Below are 16,415 nucleotides of genomic sequence, written 5' to 3' on the forward strand. Positions count from 1 at the left end.
AAGCAGAAGCTGGGACACGAGGGAGGGGAGGGGCGTGTGAGCGCGGAGATGTGTATAAGAGACAGTCGTCGCCGTCCGGACGGAGCCGGTCGCCTTCGGCGCCCGTCGGGGTCGGCGCAAGCGCCGACGTGGTGAGTGCTGTGGCGTTGCCGTCTTTGCATCGACCTTCGGTCGATTGGTGTGTGAGTGCTTGTGTTGCACTGTGTTTCATATCGTTCAGTCTATCATGGGTGGGGTGGTGCGACGGGGGTGGGGTGGGTGCCGGCCTGCGGCCGTCCCCGGTGGGGTGTGGGGTGTCGAACCGCCTTCGGCGGCTCTTACTGTGCTCATGTGAAATATGCTACCGCACAACGTGTTTTAGTTCTACTGTGCTGCAACTAGATTCGAAGCCCTACAGGCGTCAATCCTGTCCATTACTGTCATGGTCGGCCAATCGTCTGTGTGACTATCGCGTATGCACGGTTTGTTACCGTGGTGCCGACGCGGGCCAGGGGGGACCATCGCCTCCCCCGGAGTGTGTTCCCCGGACCGCGTCGCCTCCCCTTCTCGCGCTCAGTCGAGGTGCCGGATTTCGTGGGCGTAGTGGTAGCGGCCCGCCTGTGCGATGTGGTCCCCAGTCGAGCTTGTCAAGTTGTCTGTGTAAGAACGTGACTCCTGGTTCGTGTGCTTGCTGTGCGGGTTTAGTTGAGGTGGGGTTCGATGCGGTCGGGGTAGGCCAGGGCGAGTTGCCCGAGGGCTTGTTTCCAGTTCGTCACGACCTGCCCCTCGACGAGCCTGCCGAGGGCTTTGCGTGGCTGTGAGCGCCGTTTTCCACGTTCTTTGAGGCGTTGTGCTGCGCGTTTGTCCTCGATGTCGCAGATCGCCAGCCACAGCAGTTTGCGGACCGCGATGTCGTTGGGGAAGTGTCCCCGGTTCTTGATGACTTTGCGGAGCTGGTAGTTCAGCGACTCGATCGAGTTGGTGGTGTAGATGACCTTGCGCAGTTCGGGAGGGAATGCCAGGAACGGGACGAATCTGTCCCAGGCGCGGTCGAACGCCAGTGCCGCGCTCGGATACTTGATCCCCAACTCCGAGTCGCGGAAGCTCTCCCATTCGCGCCGCGCGGTCTCGGCATCGGGTGCGGTGTAGATCGGTTTGATCGCCCGCGCCACATCTTTGCGGTCCTTGTAGTTCACGAACCGCATCGAGTTGCGAATCAGATGCACCACACACGTCTGCACGGTGGCCAACGGCCAGGTCGCCTCGATCGCCTCGGGGAACCCCGTCAGCCCGTCGCAACACACGACCAGGACGTCCTTGACGCCACGGTTGGCCAGATTCGCACACACCCCGGCCCAGAACTTAGCGCCCTCTTCGGCCTGAATCCAGATCCCCAGCACATGCTTGACACCTCCCATATCGACACCAATAGCGATGTGGGCGTGTTTGTTTCGGACGTGAGCACCGTCTTTGACTTTCACCACCAGCGCGTCGAGGTAGATGACGGGATACAACGCCTCCAACGGCCGGTTCTGCCATTCATCGACCGCGTCAAGGACCTCGTCGCAGATCTTCGAGATCGTCTCATGCGACAGATCGGTGCCGATCGTGGAGGCCAGATGATGCTGGATGTCGCACAACGTCATCCCGCCGGCATACAGGGAGATGATGATGTCATCGAGGCCGCCGAGCCGCCGCGATCCCTTCGGGACCAGACGTGGGGTGAAGGTGCCGTCACGGTCGCGAGGGATGTTCAGTTCGACCGGCCCGGCCTCCGAGGCCACCGTTTTCGGGCTCGCCCCATTACGGGCATTGGGTAGCTCCCGACCGGCCGGGTCGCCTTTCTCATAGCCGAGGTGATCAGTCAGTTCGGATTTCAGACCGCGTTCGAGAGCGAGCTTGATCAGACCCGGGATCAGACCACCGTCGCCGGTGATCTGGACTTGTCCCGTATCGATCTGCGCTAACAGCTCATCGACCATGCCCGAGGCCTGCAACGCCTCGGCTACCTCCGCAGTCGAACGCGACTCGGCCAGCTCAGGCAGCCGCTGATCGTCGTCCTGCTCCTTGTCGTCTAACGCCATGCTCATAGATCTTCCTCTCACTGACGAGCACTGGACCTACACAGACCATCTGACACCCCCTCCCAGTCCAGTCCGAGCACATCGCACAGGCGTCCCAGATCTCCGCACATGACCTGCAGAGCGCTAGGGAGCCGTTGGGCATACTCGATTCCACGGGAATTGACCGCAGATACTCGTGATTCCGAAGGAGAACAATGCTCAGCTTTCAAGCATTTCGTGTACTGCACTGGCTCGGCACCGCTCGGCCCGGTAACCAGCCGCCGGCCGACGTCTGTCCTGTTAACGAAGCGCAGGGTGTGTACGACGAACTCTACGATCTCAAGTATGTCGAGAGCCCCGAGATGGGTGACGGCGTCTCCTTCCTCATCACCCCGGCCGGACGCGCAGCTGCACGCAGAATCCATGACGAGTACCGCCCCGAAGCCGCCCGACGAGCTGTCCTGTCGTACCTAAGAGATGCCAGAAACGACGCTAGCCTCGACGGGCTCGAGGACTCCAGCTTCGGCGAGGACCACACAGGGCGCCTACGCCACGACGACATCGAAGATGCGGTCGACGATCTTGAACGCCTTGGGCTGATCGAGGGACCCAAGCGCCTCGCCAACGGCTCCCTGCCGCACGCGAGGATCACCTCGAAGGGGCGTGCGGCGCTGCGGGGGCCGGCGCCTATCGGTGCTACCACGTCCGCGCTCGTCAACCACAACTACTCATCGGCGACCACCCACGTCATCGGAGACAATAACCAAGTCGCCGCCGGCACTCACGGCCCCGTCACGCAAACCCTCTCCGTGGACAACTCCGCAACCGTAACCGCAGGCTACGAGGACATCGCGCAACTGATCCGTGAGCTTCTCGACCACCGGCTGCCTCTGCTCGCTCTGTCCGAGACCGACCAGCACGACCTGATAGCCGAAGCCGAAGTTGTGCTCGGAGAAGTCACCAAACACGAGCCAGACCGTCAACTCATTCGTCGGGCCCTCAACGCTCTACGCGGGGTCCTCTCGCCACTCGTCACCGGAATCAGCCAGGCCGCGACCGCGGAATCAGCCGAACTCGCCCGCCACACCTTCGATCAGATCACCAGCTCGGGATTCTTCTGACAGCCTGGGCGTCGACGGCGAAATCGGTGTTCAATGCGACAACAGCACATTGGCGGAGTCGCGTTAGATCAGCTTTGACCAAGCAACCGCTCGATCAGCTCCTGCTTACGAAGACCCGAATACCCTGTCATTCCTTGATCGCGGCACCGGGCCCTCAGCTCCGGCACAGTGAGCGACCCAAGTTGGTCATCAGTTTCCGGCAGCTGGGGTCGATTCGGGCCGAGAGTAGCTTCAGCATCAGCCGGCCGCGTCAACACTCTGTAGTCGTACTCGCTGCGTTGCACCAATGTGCTACGAACTTTCGCGCCATCCACTGGTCGGACCAGGATGTGGTCATCGGTGACTTCGACTGCCTCTACGCGATCGCAGAGATGGCGCACCGTGATGTCTAATTCGTGGGTATCGCCGTCGTAGGTCAACCGCAAAGGCTGAAATGCCAAGATTGCTGCAGCGCCGGTGAGAGGCATGGCCGGGCTCACAATACGAAGATTCTCCCAGGTGCTTTCAATCGTTCCGGTGAGTGCCATCTGCGCCGCAGACTCGATCGCATGCGCTTCCTTGCCCGTCAAGTAGTGCGGCATCCGAAGCTGCTTGTGGGTAAATCGTTGCAGCGCACGCAGGTTCACCGCGACACTGGTCCACTGCTGAGCCGACAGTAGATCGTCTGATCGCGCTGGTGGCCGGATGGATTCGACCAAGGCAGGACCGTTCGGAATCGTGAGGCAGATGTAGAAGTCACCCGACCACAGCATCTGGGCAAACAGCAGCTCGGGCAAAACTCGGTGCGGCAGTTTGCCGCCGATCGGCACCGGCCACGTCTTGACTGTCATGGAGTCGTCGTCGCGCCCGATCGACAGCTCCATCTCGATGGCCTCGCCGCGGGCCCGGAATGCACGCCCGCGCGTTCCCTCCGTAGTCACAAGGGGTCCGAGCTCAAGTACTGCATTATCGGCCTCCTCTCCACCGTCATCTTCTGCACGGCCATCGCTTCCGCCCGTGGCGGCGAAAGGGTCGTCCGTCGTGCAATGCAGCGCCAACGTCTCCCAGGGGCTGGGAACAGTCACGTCGGCCAGACGTACCATGCCCGGGACCAGCTCAGGAACCGCTCCGGGAGGTCCGTGCGCCTCGACAACAACCGCGTCCACAGCCTCGGTGGGTGCAATACCGTACTCGAGATACCGCTCCAGCTCGCGAGCGTCAACGGGATCATCAGCAGAGATCTCCATCCGTACGCTGATCGGATCGAACTCGACCGCAGACTCAGAGACCGGTGTCAGCGAGATCCCGGCATAGTAGTCCGGGCTGACGCGCTTGTACGTGGTTACTCTGGCCGAGCCACTACTCGGCCCCCAGTCGTTTTCTTGTCGCATCCGCGCAAGATCGGTGGCCGAAATCAGGGTGAGCGTATAGGTGTAGAAGGGGCTAAGGTCGTCGAGGGTGTTCTGCAGCTGGAGGTACCGACTGATGACGGCATCGAGACGCCCGTCACCGGTGCCATCGTCGAGTTCGGCCCCATTCAACGTCAGCGTGGCGATCATCTGCTCGAGGCGCTCGGTACCCGAGCCGAAGAAGTACTCGACGAGACGTGGATTGTCAGCAGCCCACCCATTCAGATGCCCCCGACCACGCCACTCACACGGAAACTCTGCATCCGCGGTGAGCTCGTGAAACCAGTCCTCCCGCTCGCGTGTTGGGTCCCAGGGCATCACGAGGTACCAGCCGGTAATGGTGTTGTGCGCACCGAATTCGTCATTGACGCGACGCCAGGATTTTTCGACCTTTGACGCCTGCCCGCCATCGAGGGCAGCGGAGTACTTCTTCACCTGATAGACGTCAAAGCCATCCTCGGTGGGCACCTTGATATCGACGCCCTGATCGCCCTGCGACGGGGTAATGCGTGTACCACTAGGAAATTTCAGCAACAGTAGAGCAGCGACAAAGTCTTCTACGACATCTCCGGAACACTGCGGACTGCCCCATGGCACCGTCGTCACGACTGGGCACCACCGACGTCCGCACACTGTCCACAGTCGACTTCCCCCCAGTTGACGACACCCACTCGATCAGACCTCCGTCGAGCCAGGAAGACCAACCTCAACGAGGTTGTCGCCGAGACGTGCGGTGATCATGACATCGGTGGCGCCGGCAGCGGCGAGGTAGTTGGCCAACGTCGACAGCAACAGGTCCTCGCGCGCCTCGAGCCCAGACACCGCGGCCTGCTTGATACCCATCCGCTGTGCCAGTTCGGTCTGGGTCAGTTGCGCCGCCTGCCGAATCGCCGCCAAGCCCATGGCATGTGCCCGATCGGCCTGGGCCATCTCCTCGCGAATCGCCACGATCCGCCCTGCAGTGTCCGAGTCGGCCAGCATGTTCGCCAGACGCTGGTTGCCACGCACAAACGTGACTTGATCGTCCTCACCCATCGTCGCCACCTCTCTCGTTCTTGGTCTGTTGTTTCCACGCCTCGATCGCGGCATCCGCACGCGGTCCGACGCTGTCGTAGAACACATCACCCATGCGCGCCTTATCCCCGGCGAACAACGCCACCACTGCATGTTCGTCGTCGGGAAACCACACAATCAGCCGTACCGCCACACCATCACGAAACGGATGCGACACCCGCCACACCACATACCGACGCGATTGCCGAACCCGCTTAAGCGTCGCCGACTCAACCACCGGCACCGCTTCCAACTCGGCCAACACCTGCAACTCAGCGAGCAACAGATCCAACCGCGACCGATCGACCACGTTGCCCCGTGCGGCCGACTCCTCCAACCGGGTCAGGTAGTCATCGAACTCCCGCGACCAATCGATCAGCACACGACCAATATTACACGTGAGCAATATTGCTTGCAAGCGATACTGCTCGGTTCGCGGTCATTGATGGGTCGCGACGTTGCAACCACGCACAGCTGTTGCGCGCTGCGCGTCCAGCCATCTAGCTCGCGACGATCTCGTGGTGGTCAGCTTCCGGCTTTGGAGCATCAATAGGGGCACTTGAGTTCACGCCGCCGCGATCACTGCTGCGAGACATCATCACGACACTGATTGCCAACGCTGCCGCCCCCAAGCATGTTCTCATTCGATTCGTATGCGTGACTTTGCATACCCGAGGCCCCGTCGCGGCCACACCTGACGCGCCGAGCCGCTCCCGGGTCAGGGGGCGGGGTAGGCATCGATCACCACGCGCAGCATTCTGCGGTCCTCTATCTCCCGCAGCTGGGCCCCACCGATGGCGGCTATCCCCTCCCCGGACCGGAGTGCTCCTGGCACCACGTTGTCAAGGCCGCGAGAATGGCGAGATGGACAGCGCAGTGATCACCGGCAGCTCTCCACGCATTGTGGTGTCTGCACAGGATCTTCGGAGCTGGCCTGTTGACGTGGTCGCAGCGACGGACTTCAACTGCTGCGGTTGTCCAGTACGGATGAACCCGCGCGCATTCCGCCGGGGCATGAAGAAGCAGGCTCATTTCGCAACGTGGAAAGACAGTTCACACATCGACTGCGCGTTGGCTGATGAGGTCGTCGGACCGGCCGGCTCCATCGATCGCCGCACCGAACGCCGGCGTGGCGTCACGTGGCCCAACCGGCTTGTCACCCGCCAACCTCGCAAGGTGCGCGCCGACCCTACCGGTCAGCTTGCCGATAGTGATGATCGGCGCCACACATCAAAGCCCCCGACGTCGCACACCGCGGTTGCCCCACTCGGTGTTTCGACGTCAACAATCGGCTACTCCATCGGATCATTTGCCACGGCATACATTGCGATGACGGAGACCGAGCGTCGAACAACTCCGATCGAGTTGCCTGGAATCACCGATGCCGATCGCTACCAGTTCGCCTTCAAACAACTGCCGCAGTGGAGAATCGAGCGGCTCAAATGGCCACGACGGATCTTCCACGGGCCTTTGCGATACACAGGACAGATTGATCGCACCGAGGAGGCGTTACACATCGAGCTTCACGCCGGCGGCGGATACGACACCACGACGAAACGCTTTTCAACTCCGTGGACCCTCGTCATCGCAGCCGCGGCACTAACGCCGCGCCAGCTCGCCAATGTGCTCGAGGAGTTCGAAGGCGTTGCCAACACCGCACGCGAGAACAGACTCAGCCCTCACGTGTTCGCTCTGGCGACACAAGACCCGGCGGCACCCCACCAGCTGACCGTCACCGACCGGGCGCACGTCGCCTTTCACGCTGGTCACCCAGCCCACCGAAGCTGACCAGCGATACCACTGCCGGACACGATTGGCTCCGGCCCCTGGGGAGTGGGAGCGCACGCCAATCCACAGCGAACCAGGAGCGGCCCGATTCCTTGCGATCGACCACTGAGTCTTAGGCGCCCGCTTGCACCTCGGCGGCGGTGTTCTCGTCCCTGTCGACGCTGACGGTGACATGCACGCCGACCTTGTCGCCCATCGCGACCAATGCGTCCAGCGAGAACCGAGACACCTTGCCGGTCATCAACTCCGACACCCGCGGTTGGGTGACCCCGAGGTTGGCCGCCGCCACCGTCTGCGACCAGCCGAACGCCTCGATCCGATCACGCACCGCACGCATCAACGCCGAGCGCACCCGCATGTTGGCCGCCTCGTCGGGACTGTCGGTGATGTCATCCCACACACTCATCGCTTCTCACCCTTCTGATCTCGACGCGCACGGGCGATCTCGGCAGCCTCACCGTAGCGGCGTCGACCCATCTCGATATCGCGCGCAGACGTCACCTGCGTCTTCTTGGTGAACACGTGCAGCACATACACGTACTCGTCGAACTTCGTCACATAGAACGTGCGAAAAGCCCCCTCCGCGGTCCGCACCCGAATCTCACGGCACCCCGAGCCCACCGACGACATCGGCTTCCAATCGTCGGGATCGCGACCGAACTGCACCTGCTCCAGCTGAAACCCGACATCCTGTTTGGCCGCATCCGGCAACGCCCGAAGATCCGACAACGACGACCCCACCCACTCGATCGGCGCTTCCTCATCACCCTGCGACACCCCCCACCCTATATCGCTAACGATATAACCACCAGTTTAAGAATGTCGGTGGGTGATCGATCATGCGTGGACGATGTCGCCGAGGTCGTAGACCACCCACCTCTCATGCAACAGCGCGAGTTGGTGGTCGTCGGGGACTGTCGCTGATTCGGTGTAAGTGGTTTTGATCGCCCCGGCGTGGGGCAGGAGGAATCACGACGATGACCGACACAATCGGGGGCGTGGATGCCCCGGTGGCAGGGCCGGTTCAGACCGGTCAGGAACACGATGTCACCACCGCGGATGCGGTGCGTGAGCTCTCGAAGGCCGAACAGGCCTTGGTGAGCGATCTGGTACGTAGCTCACGCGCTCAGGGAGTGGCACTGTGCAGTCATTCTGAACCTCACCGACCCGTCCACCTGTCACCCCCACCCCCTACAGTTCGAACATACTTTCGAACAGGAGGTGCTATAGTGCGTCAAACTTTCTGGCAGGGTCGCTGAGTGCAGGGTCTCGGCGTACGTACTGGAAGGGAGTTGATGGGCGAGATGGCGCGAACACGGCAGCCGAAGACGCCGGCAGCGGAGAAGGTGCGCATCGTGTTGTCGGTGCTGGCCGGTGAGATGTCGGCCGCGGAGGCGGCACGCCGGCACGGGTTGTCCGAGACCACGGTCGGCAAATGGAAACACGCCTTCATCACCGCCGGCACGAAGGAACTTGAAGACCGACTCGGCGGCTCGCCCGGCGCCCAGGGCTCACCGGAACAGCGGCGGTTACGGAGAGAGAATCAGGAACTCAAACTCGCCCTCGCTGAGGCGACGGTCCAGCTACGCATCTGGCAGCACGGCGCCGAATATATCGATCGGGTCCCTTCGCGGACCTCGATGCCCTGAGAGTGGCAGCCGGGCTGCCGGTATCGAGGTTCGCCCGACTCGCCAACATCCCCGAGCGCACCTACCGGCGACGGCTGGCGCGGCTGCGTGACGGCGATCCGGTCAAGGGACCGTGGCCAGCACGGCAGGTGGATCGATGCGAGCCGATCGCCGCCAAGTACGCCCAGGACTGGCCCGCGTGGGGTCATCGCAAGATCGCCGCGCTGATGCGCGCCGACGGCCACGACGTCTCGGACTCCACCGTCGAAAGAGCGCTACGCCGCCGCGGCCTCTTGTTGCCGCTCGGGTTCCGAGCCGACCGAAAGTCGTGGGCCAAGTTGCGCAGCCGGGTCTTTCACAATCCACCCACCGTGCGCAATCGGGTGTGGCAGACCGACTTCTCCGAGTTCGAAACCACCAACGGCGGTATCTGGCGAATCTGCGCAGTCATCGACTACGCCACCAAGTACTGCCTGGCGATCACCGTCACCCCGACCGCACGCGGCACCGATGCTGTCGCGTGCCTGCAGCTCGCCGTGTCCGAGGCCGAACGACTCCTGGACCTCCATGACCTGCGTACTGATCGCGGCGTGATGGATGTTGTCGACGACACCAACACCGTGATCGGGCAGGCGCCGGCACCGATCGCCGTGGTCTCCGACAACGGTCCATGCTTTCGCGGCGAGGTCTTTAGAACGGCGTTCGCCGGTGATGACCCGCTCCTACGTCACGTCCGCACCCGGGTCCGCTCACCACAAACCAATGGCGTGATCGAGCGGTTCTTCGGCACGCTGAAGTACGAGCACCTCTATCGCGGGTTGATCGGCGACGGGGATGCCCTGGACATGGAAGTCCACTACTTCCGCCACATCTACAACACGATCCGCCCGCATCAAGCGATATCGGGAGCCACACCCCGATCGCGATACACCGCCGAAGATGGGGCCGAATAACCACGCGGAGCGTGTGCCAGTTCTTGACCTTGACGTTGCGGAAGCTTTTAGCGTGTGAAGTGCCAGGACGGCAGTGAGAGGAGAGCGCGGCGCGATGCGGTGGTCGATTCAGCAGGTAGCACGGATATCTGGGGTCACCGCCCGCACGTTGCGCTACTACGACGAGATCGGGCTGCTACGCCCAGCTCATGTGGGAACCAACGGGTACCGCTACTACGAGCGCGAACAACTCTTACGGCTCCAACAAATCTTGCTGCTGCGTGAGCTGGGTCTGGACCTGACCACAATCGCCAGCGTGGTCGACGCCCAGAACGATCCGATCGAGGCCCTCCGACGCCACCACCGCCGACTGCTCGACGAACGCGGACGACTCGACCGGCTGGTAGCGACGGTGGCCGCCACCATCACCCACCTCGAGGAAGGAACCGACATGGCCGAAGACGAACTGTTCGAAGGCTTCGAACTCAGCCCCGACTACGTCAGAGACCTAGAAGCCCAACGCATCCAGAACACCGGCGACACCGAGCAACCCGAACTCGCCCAGGTCAAACAGAACACCGCCGACTGGACCGACCAGGACTACAGCCAGTTCAACGCCGACGGTGCAGAACTGACCCGACGTCTGCTGGACCTGCTTCGCCAAGGCATCCCCGCCGACGCCGACAAGGTATTCGCTGTGCTCGACGACGACCTGGCCATGCAACGCAAACTCTGGGAACCAGACAAAACCAGCTACATCGCGTTGGCCAACAGCCTCGCCGAACCGTCAGAACTGCGGTCGTTCTACGACGCACAAGACCCACGTCTGAGCGGCTACCTGCGCACGGCCATGCTCGCCTACGCCGAGCAACGCATGCCCTAACCCACACCCGGACAGACAGACGAAGGAGACCCACCTCATGGCAGCAGACCCCGACCTCCTCAACGCCATCGTCAGAACCGGGGCCATGGTAGGTGCGGGCATGATGCTCGCCGGCGGAGCGATCGGCGCAGGAATCGGCGACGGACTCGCCGGATCACAGTTCGTCGCCGGAGTCGCCCGCCAGCCCGAAGCCCAATCCCGCATGTTCACACCATTTCTCATCACCGTCGGCCTCGTCGAAGCCGCCTACTTCATCAACCTCGCCTTCATGGCACTATTCGTCTTCGCCACCCCAGGACTCACCTAGCCCCCTACCCAGACCAGGTAACACCCACCCCGCTACACCGCTGGACCTCGAACGCCATGCCAACTTCTTGTGAAGTACCCCAGGTTTAGTTCCGACTTCTATAGGAGGATGGAGCTATGCCACGTCAGTACACGCCGGAGTTCCGGCAGAAGTCTGTGCGCATGTTGGAGACAGCGTTGGAAGCCGATGCTGAGCTCTCGGAGTTCGAAGCGATCCGTCAGATCGCATCCAAACAGAAAATCGCCGAGGAAACCCTGCGCCGATGGCGGCGCAGGGCGCAGGTCGATGCCGGTCAACGGCAGGGCACGACGAGTGAGGAGCATGCCGAGATCCGGCGCCTCAAGAAGGAAGTTGCCGAGCTCAGACGCACCAATGAGCTGTTGAAATCGGCGTCGGCGTTTTTCGCGTCGGAACTCGACCGGACCACGACGAAATGATCACCTTCATCGACCGGTGTCGTGATCAGTTCGGGGTCGAGTTCATCTGCCGCACCCTACGGGCGGCGGGCGTGGTCTTCCTCACCTCACGCGGGTATCGGGCAGCGAAATCGCGTGTGGCATCGGCACGTGCACGACGCGACGTGCAGCTGGTGGAGGTCATCAGAACCGTTCACGCCGACAACTACAGCGTGTACGGGGTGCTCAAGATGCATCATGCGCTGCGTCGTGCTGGCCACCAGGTCGGGCGTGAGCAAACCCGACGGTTGATGCATCAGGCCGGGGTGCGTGGCGTACAACGCGCGCAGAAAGTGTTCACCACCCGACCCGACCCCGCAGCTACCACACCTGCGGATCTGGTGAAGCGTGATTTTACTGCGACACAACCGAATTCGCTGTGGGTGGTAGACATCACCTACGTGCGGACGTGGCAGGGATTCGCCTATACAGCATTCGTCACCGATGCGTGCACCCGCATGATCAAAGGCTGGCATGTAGCGGCGTCGATGCGTACCGAAGAACTACCGTTGCAGGCATTCAATCATGCTGTGTGGCAACAGAATACCGATCTATCTGGGTTGACCCACCACTCCGACCACGGATCGAACTATCTATCCCTGGCCTACACCGACAGACTTGTCGAATTGGGCGTCACACCGTCAGTAGGGGCTGTCGGGGACTCCTACGACAACGCCCTCGCAGAGAGCGTGAACGCCAGCTACAAGACCGAGTTGATCTACCGCCGACGGCCGTGGCGCACTGTCGAACAGGTCGAGCTCGCGACCCTGGAATACGTGTGGTGGTACAACAATCAGCGCTTGCACGAAGCCCTCGACTACCACACACCAGCCGAGTACGAGGCCACCCTGACCGGTGCCTCACAAGTCCGCGAGACCGCCGATCCGGCCCTCGCACCCACATAGGAACTAAACCTGGGGTACTTCACTTGACGCAGGACATTCGGCTACGTCGGCCTCATCGGCTTCGACTGAGAGTGTGTCGATACCGGGTCCGGCGGAGTCGGTATCGGCGGGATCGACGGGCCGAGATTGTTCGACCGCGTCCGCGTCGTCGGCGTCCAAGCCGCTGCGGAATGGGTCCGTTGTCATTGAGGTCCGCCTTTCGAGGAACTGCATCAGAGTGAGGGGGTTCTGAGTCGCGAGTACCCAGAACCCCCTCCTATGACCCTTCGAGAATCATTGTCTGTGAGCAGCGTTGTCGCGATGCGGCTATCACCTCCTTCCGGGCTCTGTGATCGCGGCACACGTCACGCTGAATGCCTGTGGCCGGGGTGTCCATGCGGATGGTGTGCAATGTTGTGTGCGCGGCACCCGACAGCTTGTGCGGCGGGGTTGCTCAGCGCCAAAGGCACTACACGCATGGGACACGGCCAGCCAGGACTTGGGCCGAGTAGTGCTGCCACGTCAGCGAGTTCGGTGCACACCATCGCGAGGCGGTGCGCGTTGTCGTCCGCCTCGCGACGACGGCCGCCGACCGCCTGCAGGATGGTCGAGCCTGTCGACGCAACTGGACCGACACCGGGATGAGCGGTACACACCCGTCGCGGCGCCCACAGCGTGCGCCCGACGTGGCTGGACGGCGGCGTCGGCGAACAGTGCGTCGATCTCGGCAGCCAGCCAGGCCTCCTCCGGATCGATCACCTCCACGCACCCCACTGGTGCGACGGTGTCGCTGCAGTCCATCACCTCACCTCCTCAGTGTCACACGTTTCTCACCCATCGCACGACGCGGTCAAACAAGTCAGCCTGTGGTCGGCTCCGTTGTGCCGGTGGTGATTTCCTGGCGGCCGGCACCGGAGTGTTCGATCGCGACCTTGCGGGGTTTGGCCTGTTCGGCCACCGGGATGGTCACGCTCAATACCCCGTTGTCGTAGGCGGCGCAGATCCCGGCCGGGTCGACACCGTCGCCGAGGGTGATCTGGCGACGGTAGGTACCCGAGAAGCGTTCACTGGCCAGCCACTGCACGCCGTCCTCCGATGGGGAGCTGCGGTGCGCCGACAACGTCAGCACCCCGTTGTCGACGCTGAGATCGATGGACCCGGGATCGGCACCGGGCAGGTCCGCGACCAACGAATAGTGGTCATCAACCTTGTACACGTCGATGGGCATGAACCGCGGAATCCGCCGGGTGGCGCCCAGGTCACCGGTCAGTAGGCTCCGCGTCCAGTCATCGACAGCAGAAAATGGATCGACACGCAGCACAGCAAACACCTCCTCCTTCAAGGGAGCCGCCACCTTGACGGCACCACACTCACCATCACTGCGTAACCCCAAGATTAGCACTCGACACACTCGAGTGCCAAGACTTTTTCGCTGTTTCACTTCCGTCAAGCACGCACGCGCGCAACATGTCTCGAGGATTCAGGCAACCTTTGGCGTGCAGTACAGAAGGGTGGCGCAACCCGTGTGGCAGTGCTATTTGTGGACGTCTTCAGACACCCAGTAGAGGCTCGTCGACGCACAGCCACGAGCCCGTTAGTACAGGAGGACTACCGCCGTGCCCGCCGCGACTGGTCACGACACGATCGTGTGGCCCGATCCCAGCCCGTTGCAGCAGTGGTGGACCCACGTGATGTCCCCACCACACCCCGTCGGCCGAGCAACGCCGCTGTCCCCGAAACCACGACGCCGCCCCGCGCGACGCTACCCAGGCTGGCCGACGGTGACCGCCATGATGTGCACCCCGGTCGATGGTTGCGCGATGCTCGACTTCGCAACGCGCCGGGCCCGCCACGGCGGTGGACCCACCGAACACATCCGCAACCAGTTCGGCATGAACGACGACGAGTTCTTCACCCACCTGCCCAGACTCCTGGACGACCCTACGACACATACACTTCCACCCGCGCAGTCCACCGAACTACGGGGCATCGCCCGCCGTCGAAGTTGGCTGCGACGATGAAGGCTGGCGGCGATTGATTATGCGGTCAGTCTGGAACCTTTCGCCCAACGCAGCATCAGAGGGACCCGCTGGGTGGTGGGTATGAGGGTCGGCGCGATGATGACAATCCTCTGTCCACATGCTCCGAGCCGAGACTGAGACGTGAGTCGGTGAACGCCCCGAGCGCGAAAGGCAGTGGCGCGGGTCGTCGCCGGCGGTTGCTCGGTGACGGTGGCTCCGCAGCAGGTCGTCCTGGTTCTATTCGTCTGGGACGGGCGCCGACGCCACACGGCTTTCGAGATGTTGCTCACCGTCCCCTCAGGAAACGAGGTGTGGGCGTTGTTCGCGGCGTGCACCGCCTACCTGGGGATCACGCGATTAGGCAGTTCGCCATCGCGTTCGTGGAGGTCGAACTAGCCGAGGAGAACGGCCGGTGGCACACTAGTGGCCATGAGCCAAGTGACGCCCACCGAAGCCTGGAAGATCCTGCAGGAAGGGAACAATCGGTTCGTTGCCGGTGAGTCTCAACATCCCAAACAGGGTATCGAGGATCGTGAGCGCCTGACATCGGGTCAGCACCCGCACGTCGTCCTCTTCGGCTGCTCCGACTCACGACTGTCCGCGGAGATCATCTTCGACCAGGGCCTCGGCGACATGTTCGTGGTCCGCACCGCGGGCCAGGTCATCGACTCCGCGGTGCTCGGCTCCCTCGAGTTCGCCGCGGAGGTGCTCGAGGTCCCGTTGATCGCGGTCCTCGGCCACGACAGCTGTGGCGCGGTGAAGGCGACACTCAACGCCCTCGACAACCTCGAGATCCCGGGCGGCTACATCCGCGACGTCGTCGAGAAGGTGAGCCCGAGCATCCTGGCCGGCCGCAGCGAGGGTCTGAGCCGCGTCGACGAGTTCGAGGCGCGACACGTCCTCGAGACGGGCAAGCAGCTCATGGAACGCAGCCGGATCATCGCCGATCGCGTCGCCGACGGCCGCCTGGCGATCGTCGGGCTGACCTATCAGCTCGGCGAGGGACGCGCCCACGTCCGGGGCGTCCTCGGTCAGGTCGACGGCGTCGAGACCGAACCGGGCAATAACCTTCTTCGCTGACTAGCCTGGTCAACTCTGAGGCATACAGCGCGACCCACTTATTTGGGCCAGAACTGTCGCCAAGTGGTCGTGACACTTTGCCGAGTGCTGAACGAGGTTCGTGCAGCGGTCGTGAACTTGGCGCCGTCAAACGCGCTCGGGCCGAGCCCGTCAAGGAAGCGGCGCTGAGGGGGTTGGATCAATGCGTTATCGCGCTGCTCGTGAGAACTCTTGGCCGGGTTGGATTTTCATTCCAGTCCCACAAGCTTGGATCGACACCCTCCAGCAAGCGGATCAACCTCCGCCTATCTAGGCACTTTGGGTAGCAAGAGCGCGATTCGAAGTTTGGAATCGATGATTGTGCTCAGTTGCTGTGTTCGATCAAGAAGCGCGCCCAGGGTGCGAATGTTCTGATTTGCTGTGCCGAGTGTGCCGTTGATCTGGTTTACGCTACCAGTGGCATCTGCGGCAGACCCGGTTGCGCCCTTTGCTGAGTTGATGATTCGCACTAGAGATGGATCGGCAGTGTCGAGGGCTGATCCGAGAGACTGCAGATCGGTAGCAAGCGTCGCCAGCGTGGAGTTGGCTTGGTTCAGTGAATCGATCACTCCGAACACTTGTGGGAGACCACCATTGATCGCTTGATTGGCTGGCGGTAGTTGGGCCGATCCATCGTTGGCCTTGTCGGTTGTGTGATTGACTTTGTTGGCCTGCGCGACTCCATCGGTGAATATCTCGCTAGATGTGTTGAGATCGCGGGTGAGAATGAGGATGCCAACCAACGTCGCCAATGTCAGGGCTATGGCGATGGCCCAGGTGAGCGACCATGTTTTTAGCGCTTTGACCATCATCAG

At 62.3% G+C, this 16,415-nt stretch carries 17 protein-coding genes and 1 pseudogene; 10 read left to right on the plus strand and 8 right to left on the minus strand.

Annotated elements, in window-relative coordinates; all coding sequences use genetic code 11:
* Positions 1 to 680: 680 nt before the first annotated feature.
* Complete coding sequence (locus EEB19_RS22420; protein ID WP_187589534.1) at positions 681 to 2,069, minus strand: IS256 family transposase; 1,389 nt, start codon at positions 2,067 to 2,069, stop codon at positions 681 to 683.
* A 188-nt stretch (positions 2,070 to 2,257) separates the two neighbouring features.
* Between EEB19_RS22420 and EEB19_RS22425 the strand changes: the two genes are divergently transcribed.
* Complete coding sequence (locus EEB19_RS22425; RefSeq protein ID WP_187589535.1) at positions 2,258 to 3,163, plus strand: hypothetical protein; 906 nt, start codon at positions 2,258 to 2,260, stop codon at positions 3,161 to 3,163.
* 68 nt (positions 3,164 to 3,231) lie between these two features.
* On the opposite strand, the gene EEB19_RS22430 is transcribed toward EEB19_RS22425, so the two are convergent.
* The 3 genes from EEB19_RS22430 to EEB19_RS22440 form a co-directional block, all read right to left on the minus strand.
* Complete coding sequence (locus EEB19_RS22430; RefSeq protein ID WP_187589536.1) at positions 3,232 to 5,157, minus strand: Rho termination factor N-terminal domain-containing protein; 1,926 nt, start codon at positions 5,155 to 5,157, stop codon at positions 3,232 to 3,234.
* A 69-nt stretch (positions 5,158 to 5,226) separates the two neighbouring features.
* Positions 5,227 to 5,586, minus strand: a complete 360-nt coding sequence (locus EEB19_RS22435) for an XRE family transcriptional regulator (protein ID WP_187589537.1) — start codon at positions 5,584 to 5,586, stop codon at positions 5,227 to 5,229.
* Positions 5,579 to 5,986, minus strand: a complete 408-nt coding sequence (locus EEB19_RS22440; protein ID WP_187589538.1) for a hypothetical protein — start codon at positions 5,984 to 5,986, stop codon at positions 5,579 to 5,581. The genes EEB19_RS22435 and EEB19_RS22440 overlap by 8 nt, the downstream gene beginning before the upstream one ends.
* Before the next feature lie 482 nt (positions 5,987 to 6,468).
* Here EEB19_RS22440 and EEB19_RS22445 point away from each other — a divergent pair, with 482 nt between their 5' ends.
* Entirely contained in the window at positions 6,469 to 7,392 is a 924-nt protein-coding gene (locus EEB19_RS22445; RefSeq protein ID WP_187589539.1) for a hypothetical protein, read from the plus strand.
* A gap of 112 nt (positions 7,393 to 7,504) precedes the next feature.
* On the opposite strand, the gene EEB19_RS22450 is transcribed toward EEB19_RS22445, so the two are convergent.
* Positions 7,505 to 7,798 carry a helix-turn-helix domain-containing protein gene (locus EEB19_RS22450; RefSeq protein WP_187589540.1) on the minus strand — a complete coding sequence of 98 codons (294 nt, stop codon included), beginning with the start codon at positions 7,796 to 7,798 and terminating at the stop codon, positions 7,505 to 7,507.
* On the minus strand, positions 7,795 to 8,169 hold the full coding sequence (locus EEB19_RS22455) for a type II toxin-antitoxin system RelE/ParE family toxin (protein ID WP_187589541.1): 375 nt from the start codon (positions 8,167 to 8,169) through the stop codon (positions 7,795 to 7,797). The genes EEB19_RS22450 and EEB19_RS22455 overlap by 4 nt, the downstream gene beginning before the upstream one ends.
* Before the next feature lie 200 nt (positions 8,170 to 8,369).
* Between EEB19_RS22455 and EEB19_RS27095 the strand changes: the two are divergent.
* The 6 genes and pseudogenes from EEB19_RS27095 to EEB19_RS22480 form a co-directional block, all read left to right on the plus strand.
* A pseudogene (locus EEB19_RS27095) lies at positions 8,370 to 8,531 on the plus strand (IS256 family transposase); the annotation flags it as partial.
* 165 nt (positions 8,532 to 8,696) lie between these two features.
* A complete protein-coding gene (locus EEB19_RS22460) occupies positions 8,697 to 9,041 on the plus strand; it encodes a helix-turn-helix domain-containing protein (RefSeq protein ID WP_187589542.1) in 345 nt (114 codons plus the stop codon).
* Positions 9,042 to 9,043: 2 nt separating this feature from the next.
* Positions 9,044 to 9,973 carry an integrase core domain-containing protein gene (locus EEB19_RS22465; RefSeq protein WP_187589543.1) on the plus strand — a complete coding sequence of 310 codons (930 nt, stop codon included), beginning with the start codon at positions 9,044 to 9,046 and terminating at the stop codon, positions 9,971 to 9,973.
* A 94-nt stretch (positions 9,974 to 10,067) separates the two neighbouring features.
* A complete protein-coding gene (locus tag EEB19_RS22470) occupies positions 10,068 to 10,835 on the plus strand; it encodes a MerR family transcriptional regulator (protein WP_187589544.1) in 768 nt (255 codons plus the stop codon).
* 37 nt (positions 10,836 to 10,872) lie between these two features.
* The gene (locus EEB19_RS22475) at positions 10,873 to 11,142 is read left to right on the plus strand and encodes a F0F1 ATP synthase subunit C (RefSeq protein WP_187589545.1); all 270 of its coding nucleotides are present in this window, start codon (positions 10,873 to 10,875) and stop codon (positions 11,140 to 11,142) included.
* A 116-nt stretch (positions 11,143 to 11,258) separates the two neighbouring features.
* Positions 11,259 to 12,502, plus strand: a protein-coding gene (locus EEB19_RS22480) for an IS3 family transposase (RefSeq protein ID WP_262365859.1) whose coding sequence is annotated in 2 segments (ribosomal slippage) — positions 11,259 to 11,550 and positions 11,550 to 12,502 — 1,245 coding nt in all. Because the reading frame shifts where the segments join, the coding sequence is not laid out codon by codon here.
* Between the two features lie 838 nt (positions 12,503 to 13,340).
* Here the strand turns inward: EEB19_RS22480 and EEB19_RS22485 are convergent.
* Positions 13,341 to 13,802 carry an Hsp20/alpha crystallin family protein gene (locus EEB19_RS22485; RefSeq protein ID WP_187589546.1) on the minus strand — a complete coding sequence of 154 codons (462 nt, stop codon included), beginning with the start codon at positions 13,800 to 13,802 and terminating at the stop codon, positions 13,341 to 13,343.
* Between the two features lie 499 nt (positions 13,803 to 14,301).
* On the opposite strand from EEB19_RS22485, the gene EEB19_RS22490 reads away from it, so the two are divergent.
* Positions 14,302 to 14,502: a DUF3263 domain-containing protein gene (locus EEB19_RS22490; RefSeq protein ID WP_187589547.1), complete on the plus strand. Its 201-nt coding sequence runs from the start codon at positions 14,302 to 14,304 to the stop codon at positions 14,500 to 14,502.
* 429 nt (positions 14,503 to 14,931) lie between these two features.
* The gene (locus tag EEB19_RS22495) at positions 14,932 to 15,582 is read left to right on the plus strand and encodes a carbonic anhydrase (protein WP_187589548.1); all 651 of its coding nucleotides are present in this window, start codon (positions 14,932 to 14,934) and stop codon (positions 15,580 to 15,582) included.
* Between the two features lie 284 nt (positions 15,583 to 15,866).
* Here the strand turns inward: EEB19_RS22495 and EEB19_RS22500 are convergent, their stop codons facing one another.
* Positions 15,867 to 16,412 (minus strand): hypothetical protein, encoded by a 546-nt coding sequence (locus tag EEB19_RS22500; protein ID WP_262365860.1) that lies wholly within the window; start codon positions 16,410 to 16,412, stop codon positions 15,867 to 15,869.
* Positions 16,413 to 16,415 lie beyond the last annotated feature (3 nt).

The sequence above is a fragment of the Gordonia sp. OPL2 genome, from assembly GCF_003797825.1.
Taxonomy (GTDB): Bacteria; Actinomycetota; Actinomycetes; order Mycobacteriales; family Mycobacteriaceae; genus Gordonia.

Bases quoted from the DNA above. Each gene is read 5' to 3' on its own strand.
- EEB19_RS22435 (WP_187589537.1), bottom strand. From the start codon at position 5,586: ATGGGTGAGGACGATCAAGTCACGTTTGTGCGTGGCAACCAGCGTCTG.
- EEB19_RS22420 (WP_187589534.1), bottom strand. From the start codon at position 2,069: ATGAGCATGGCGTTAGACGACAAGGAGCAGGACGACGATCAGCGGCTG.
- EEB19_RS22425 (WP_187589535.1), top strand. From the start codon at position 2,258: ATGCTCAGCTTTCAAGCATTTCGTGTACTGCACTGGCTCGGCACCGCT.
- EEB19_RS22490 (WP_187589547.1), top strand. From the start codon at position 14,302: ATGCTCGACTTCGCAACGCGCCGGGCCCGCCACGGCGGTGGACCCACC.
- EEB19_RS22460 (WP_187589542.1), top strand. From the start codon at position 8,697: ATGGCGCGAACACGGCAGCCGAAGACGCCGGCAGCGGAGAAGGTGCGC.
- EEB19_RS22445 (WP_187589539.1), top strand. From the start codon at position 6,469: ATGGACAGCGCAGTGATCACCGGCAGCTCTCCACGCATTGTGGTGTCT.
- EEB19_RS22450 (WP_187589540.1), bottom strand. From the start codon at position 7,798: ATGAGTGTGTGGGATGACATCACCGACAGTCCCGACGAGGCGGCCAAC.
- EEB19_RS22475 (WP_187589545.1), top strand. From the start codon at position 10,873: ATGGCAGCAGACCCCGACCTCCTCAACGCCATCGTCAGAACCGGGGCC.
- EEB19_RS22495 (WP_187589548.1), top strand. From the start codon at position 14,932: ATGAGCCAAGTGACGCCCACCGAAGCCTGGAAGATCCTGCAGGAAGGG.
- EEB19_RS22500 (WP_262365860.1), bottom strand. From the start codon at position 16,412: ATGATGGTCAAAGCGCTAAAAACATGGTCGCTCACCTGGGCCATCGCC.
- EEB19_RS22470 (WP_187589544.1), top strand. From the start codon at position 10,068: ATGCGGTGGTCGATTCAGCAGGTAGCACGGATATCTGGGGTCACCGCC.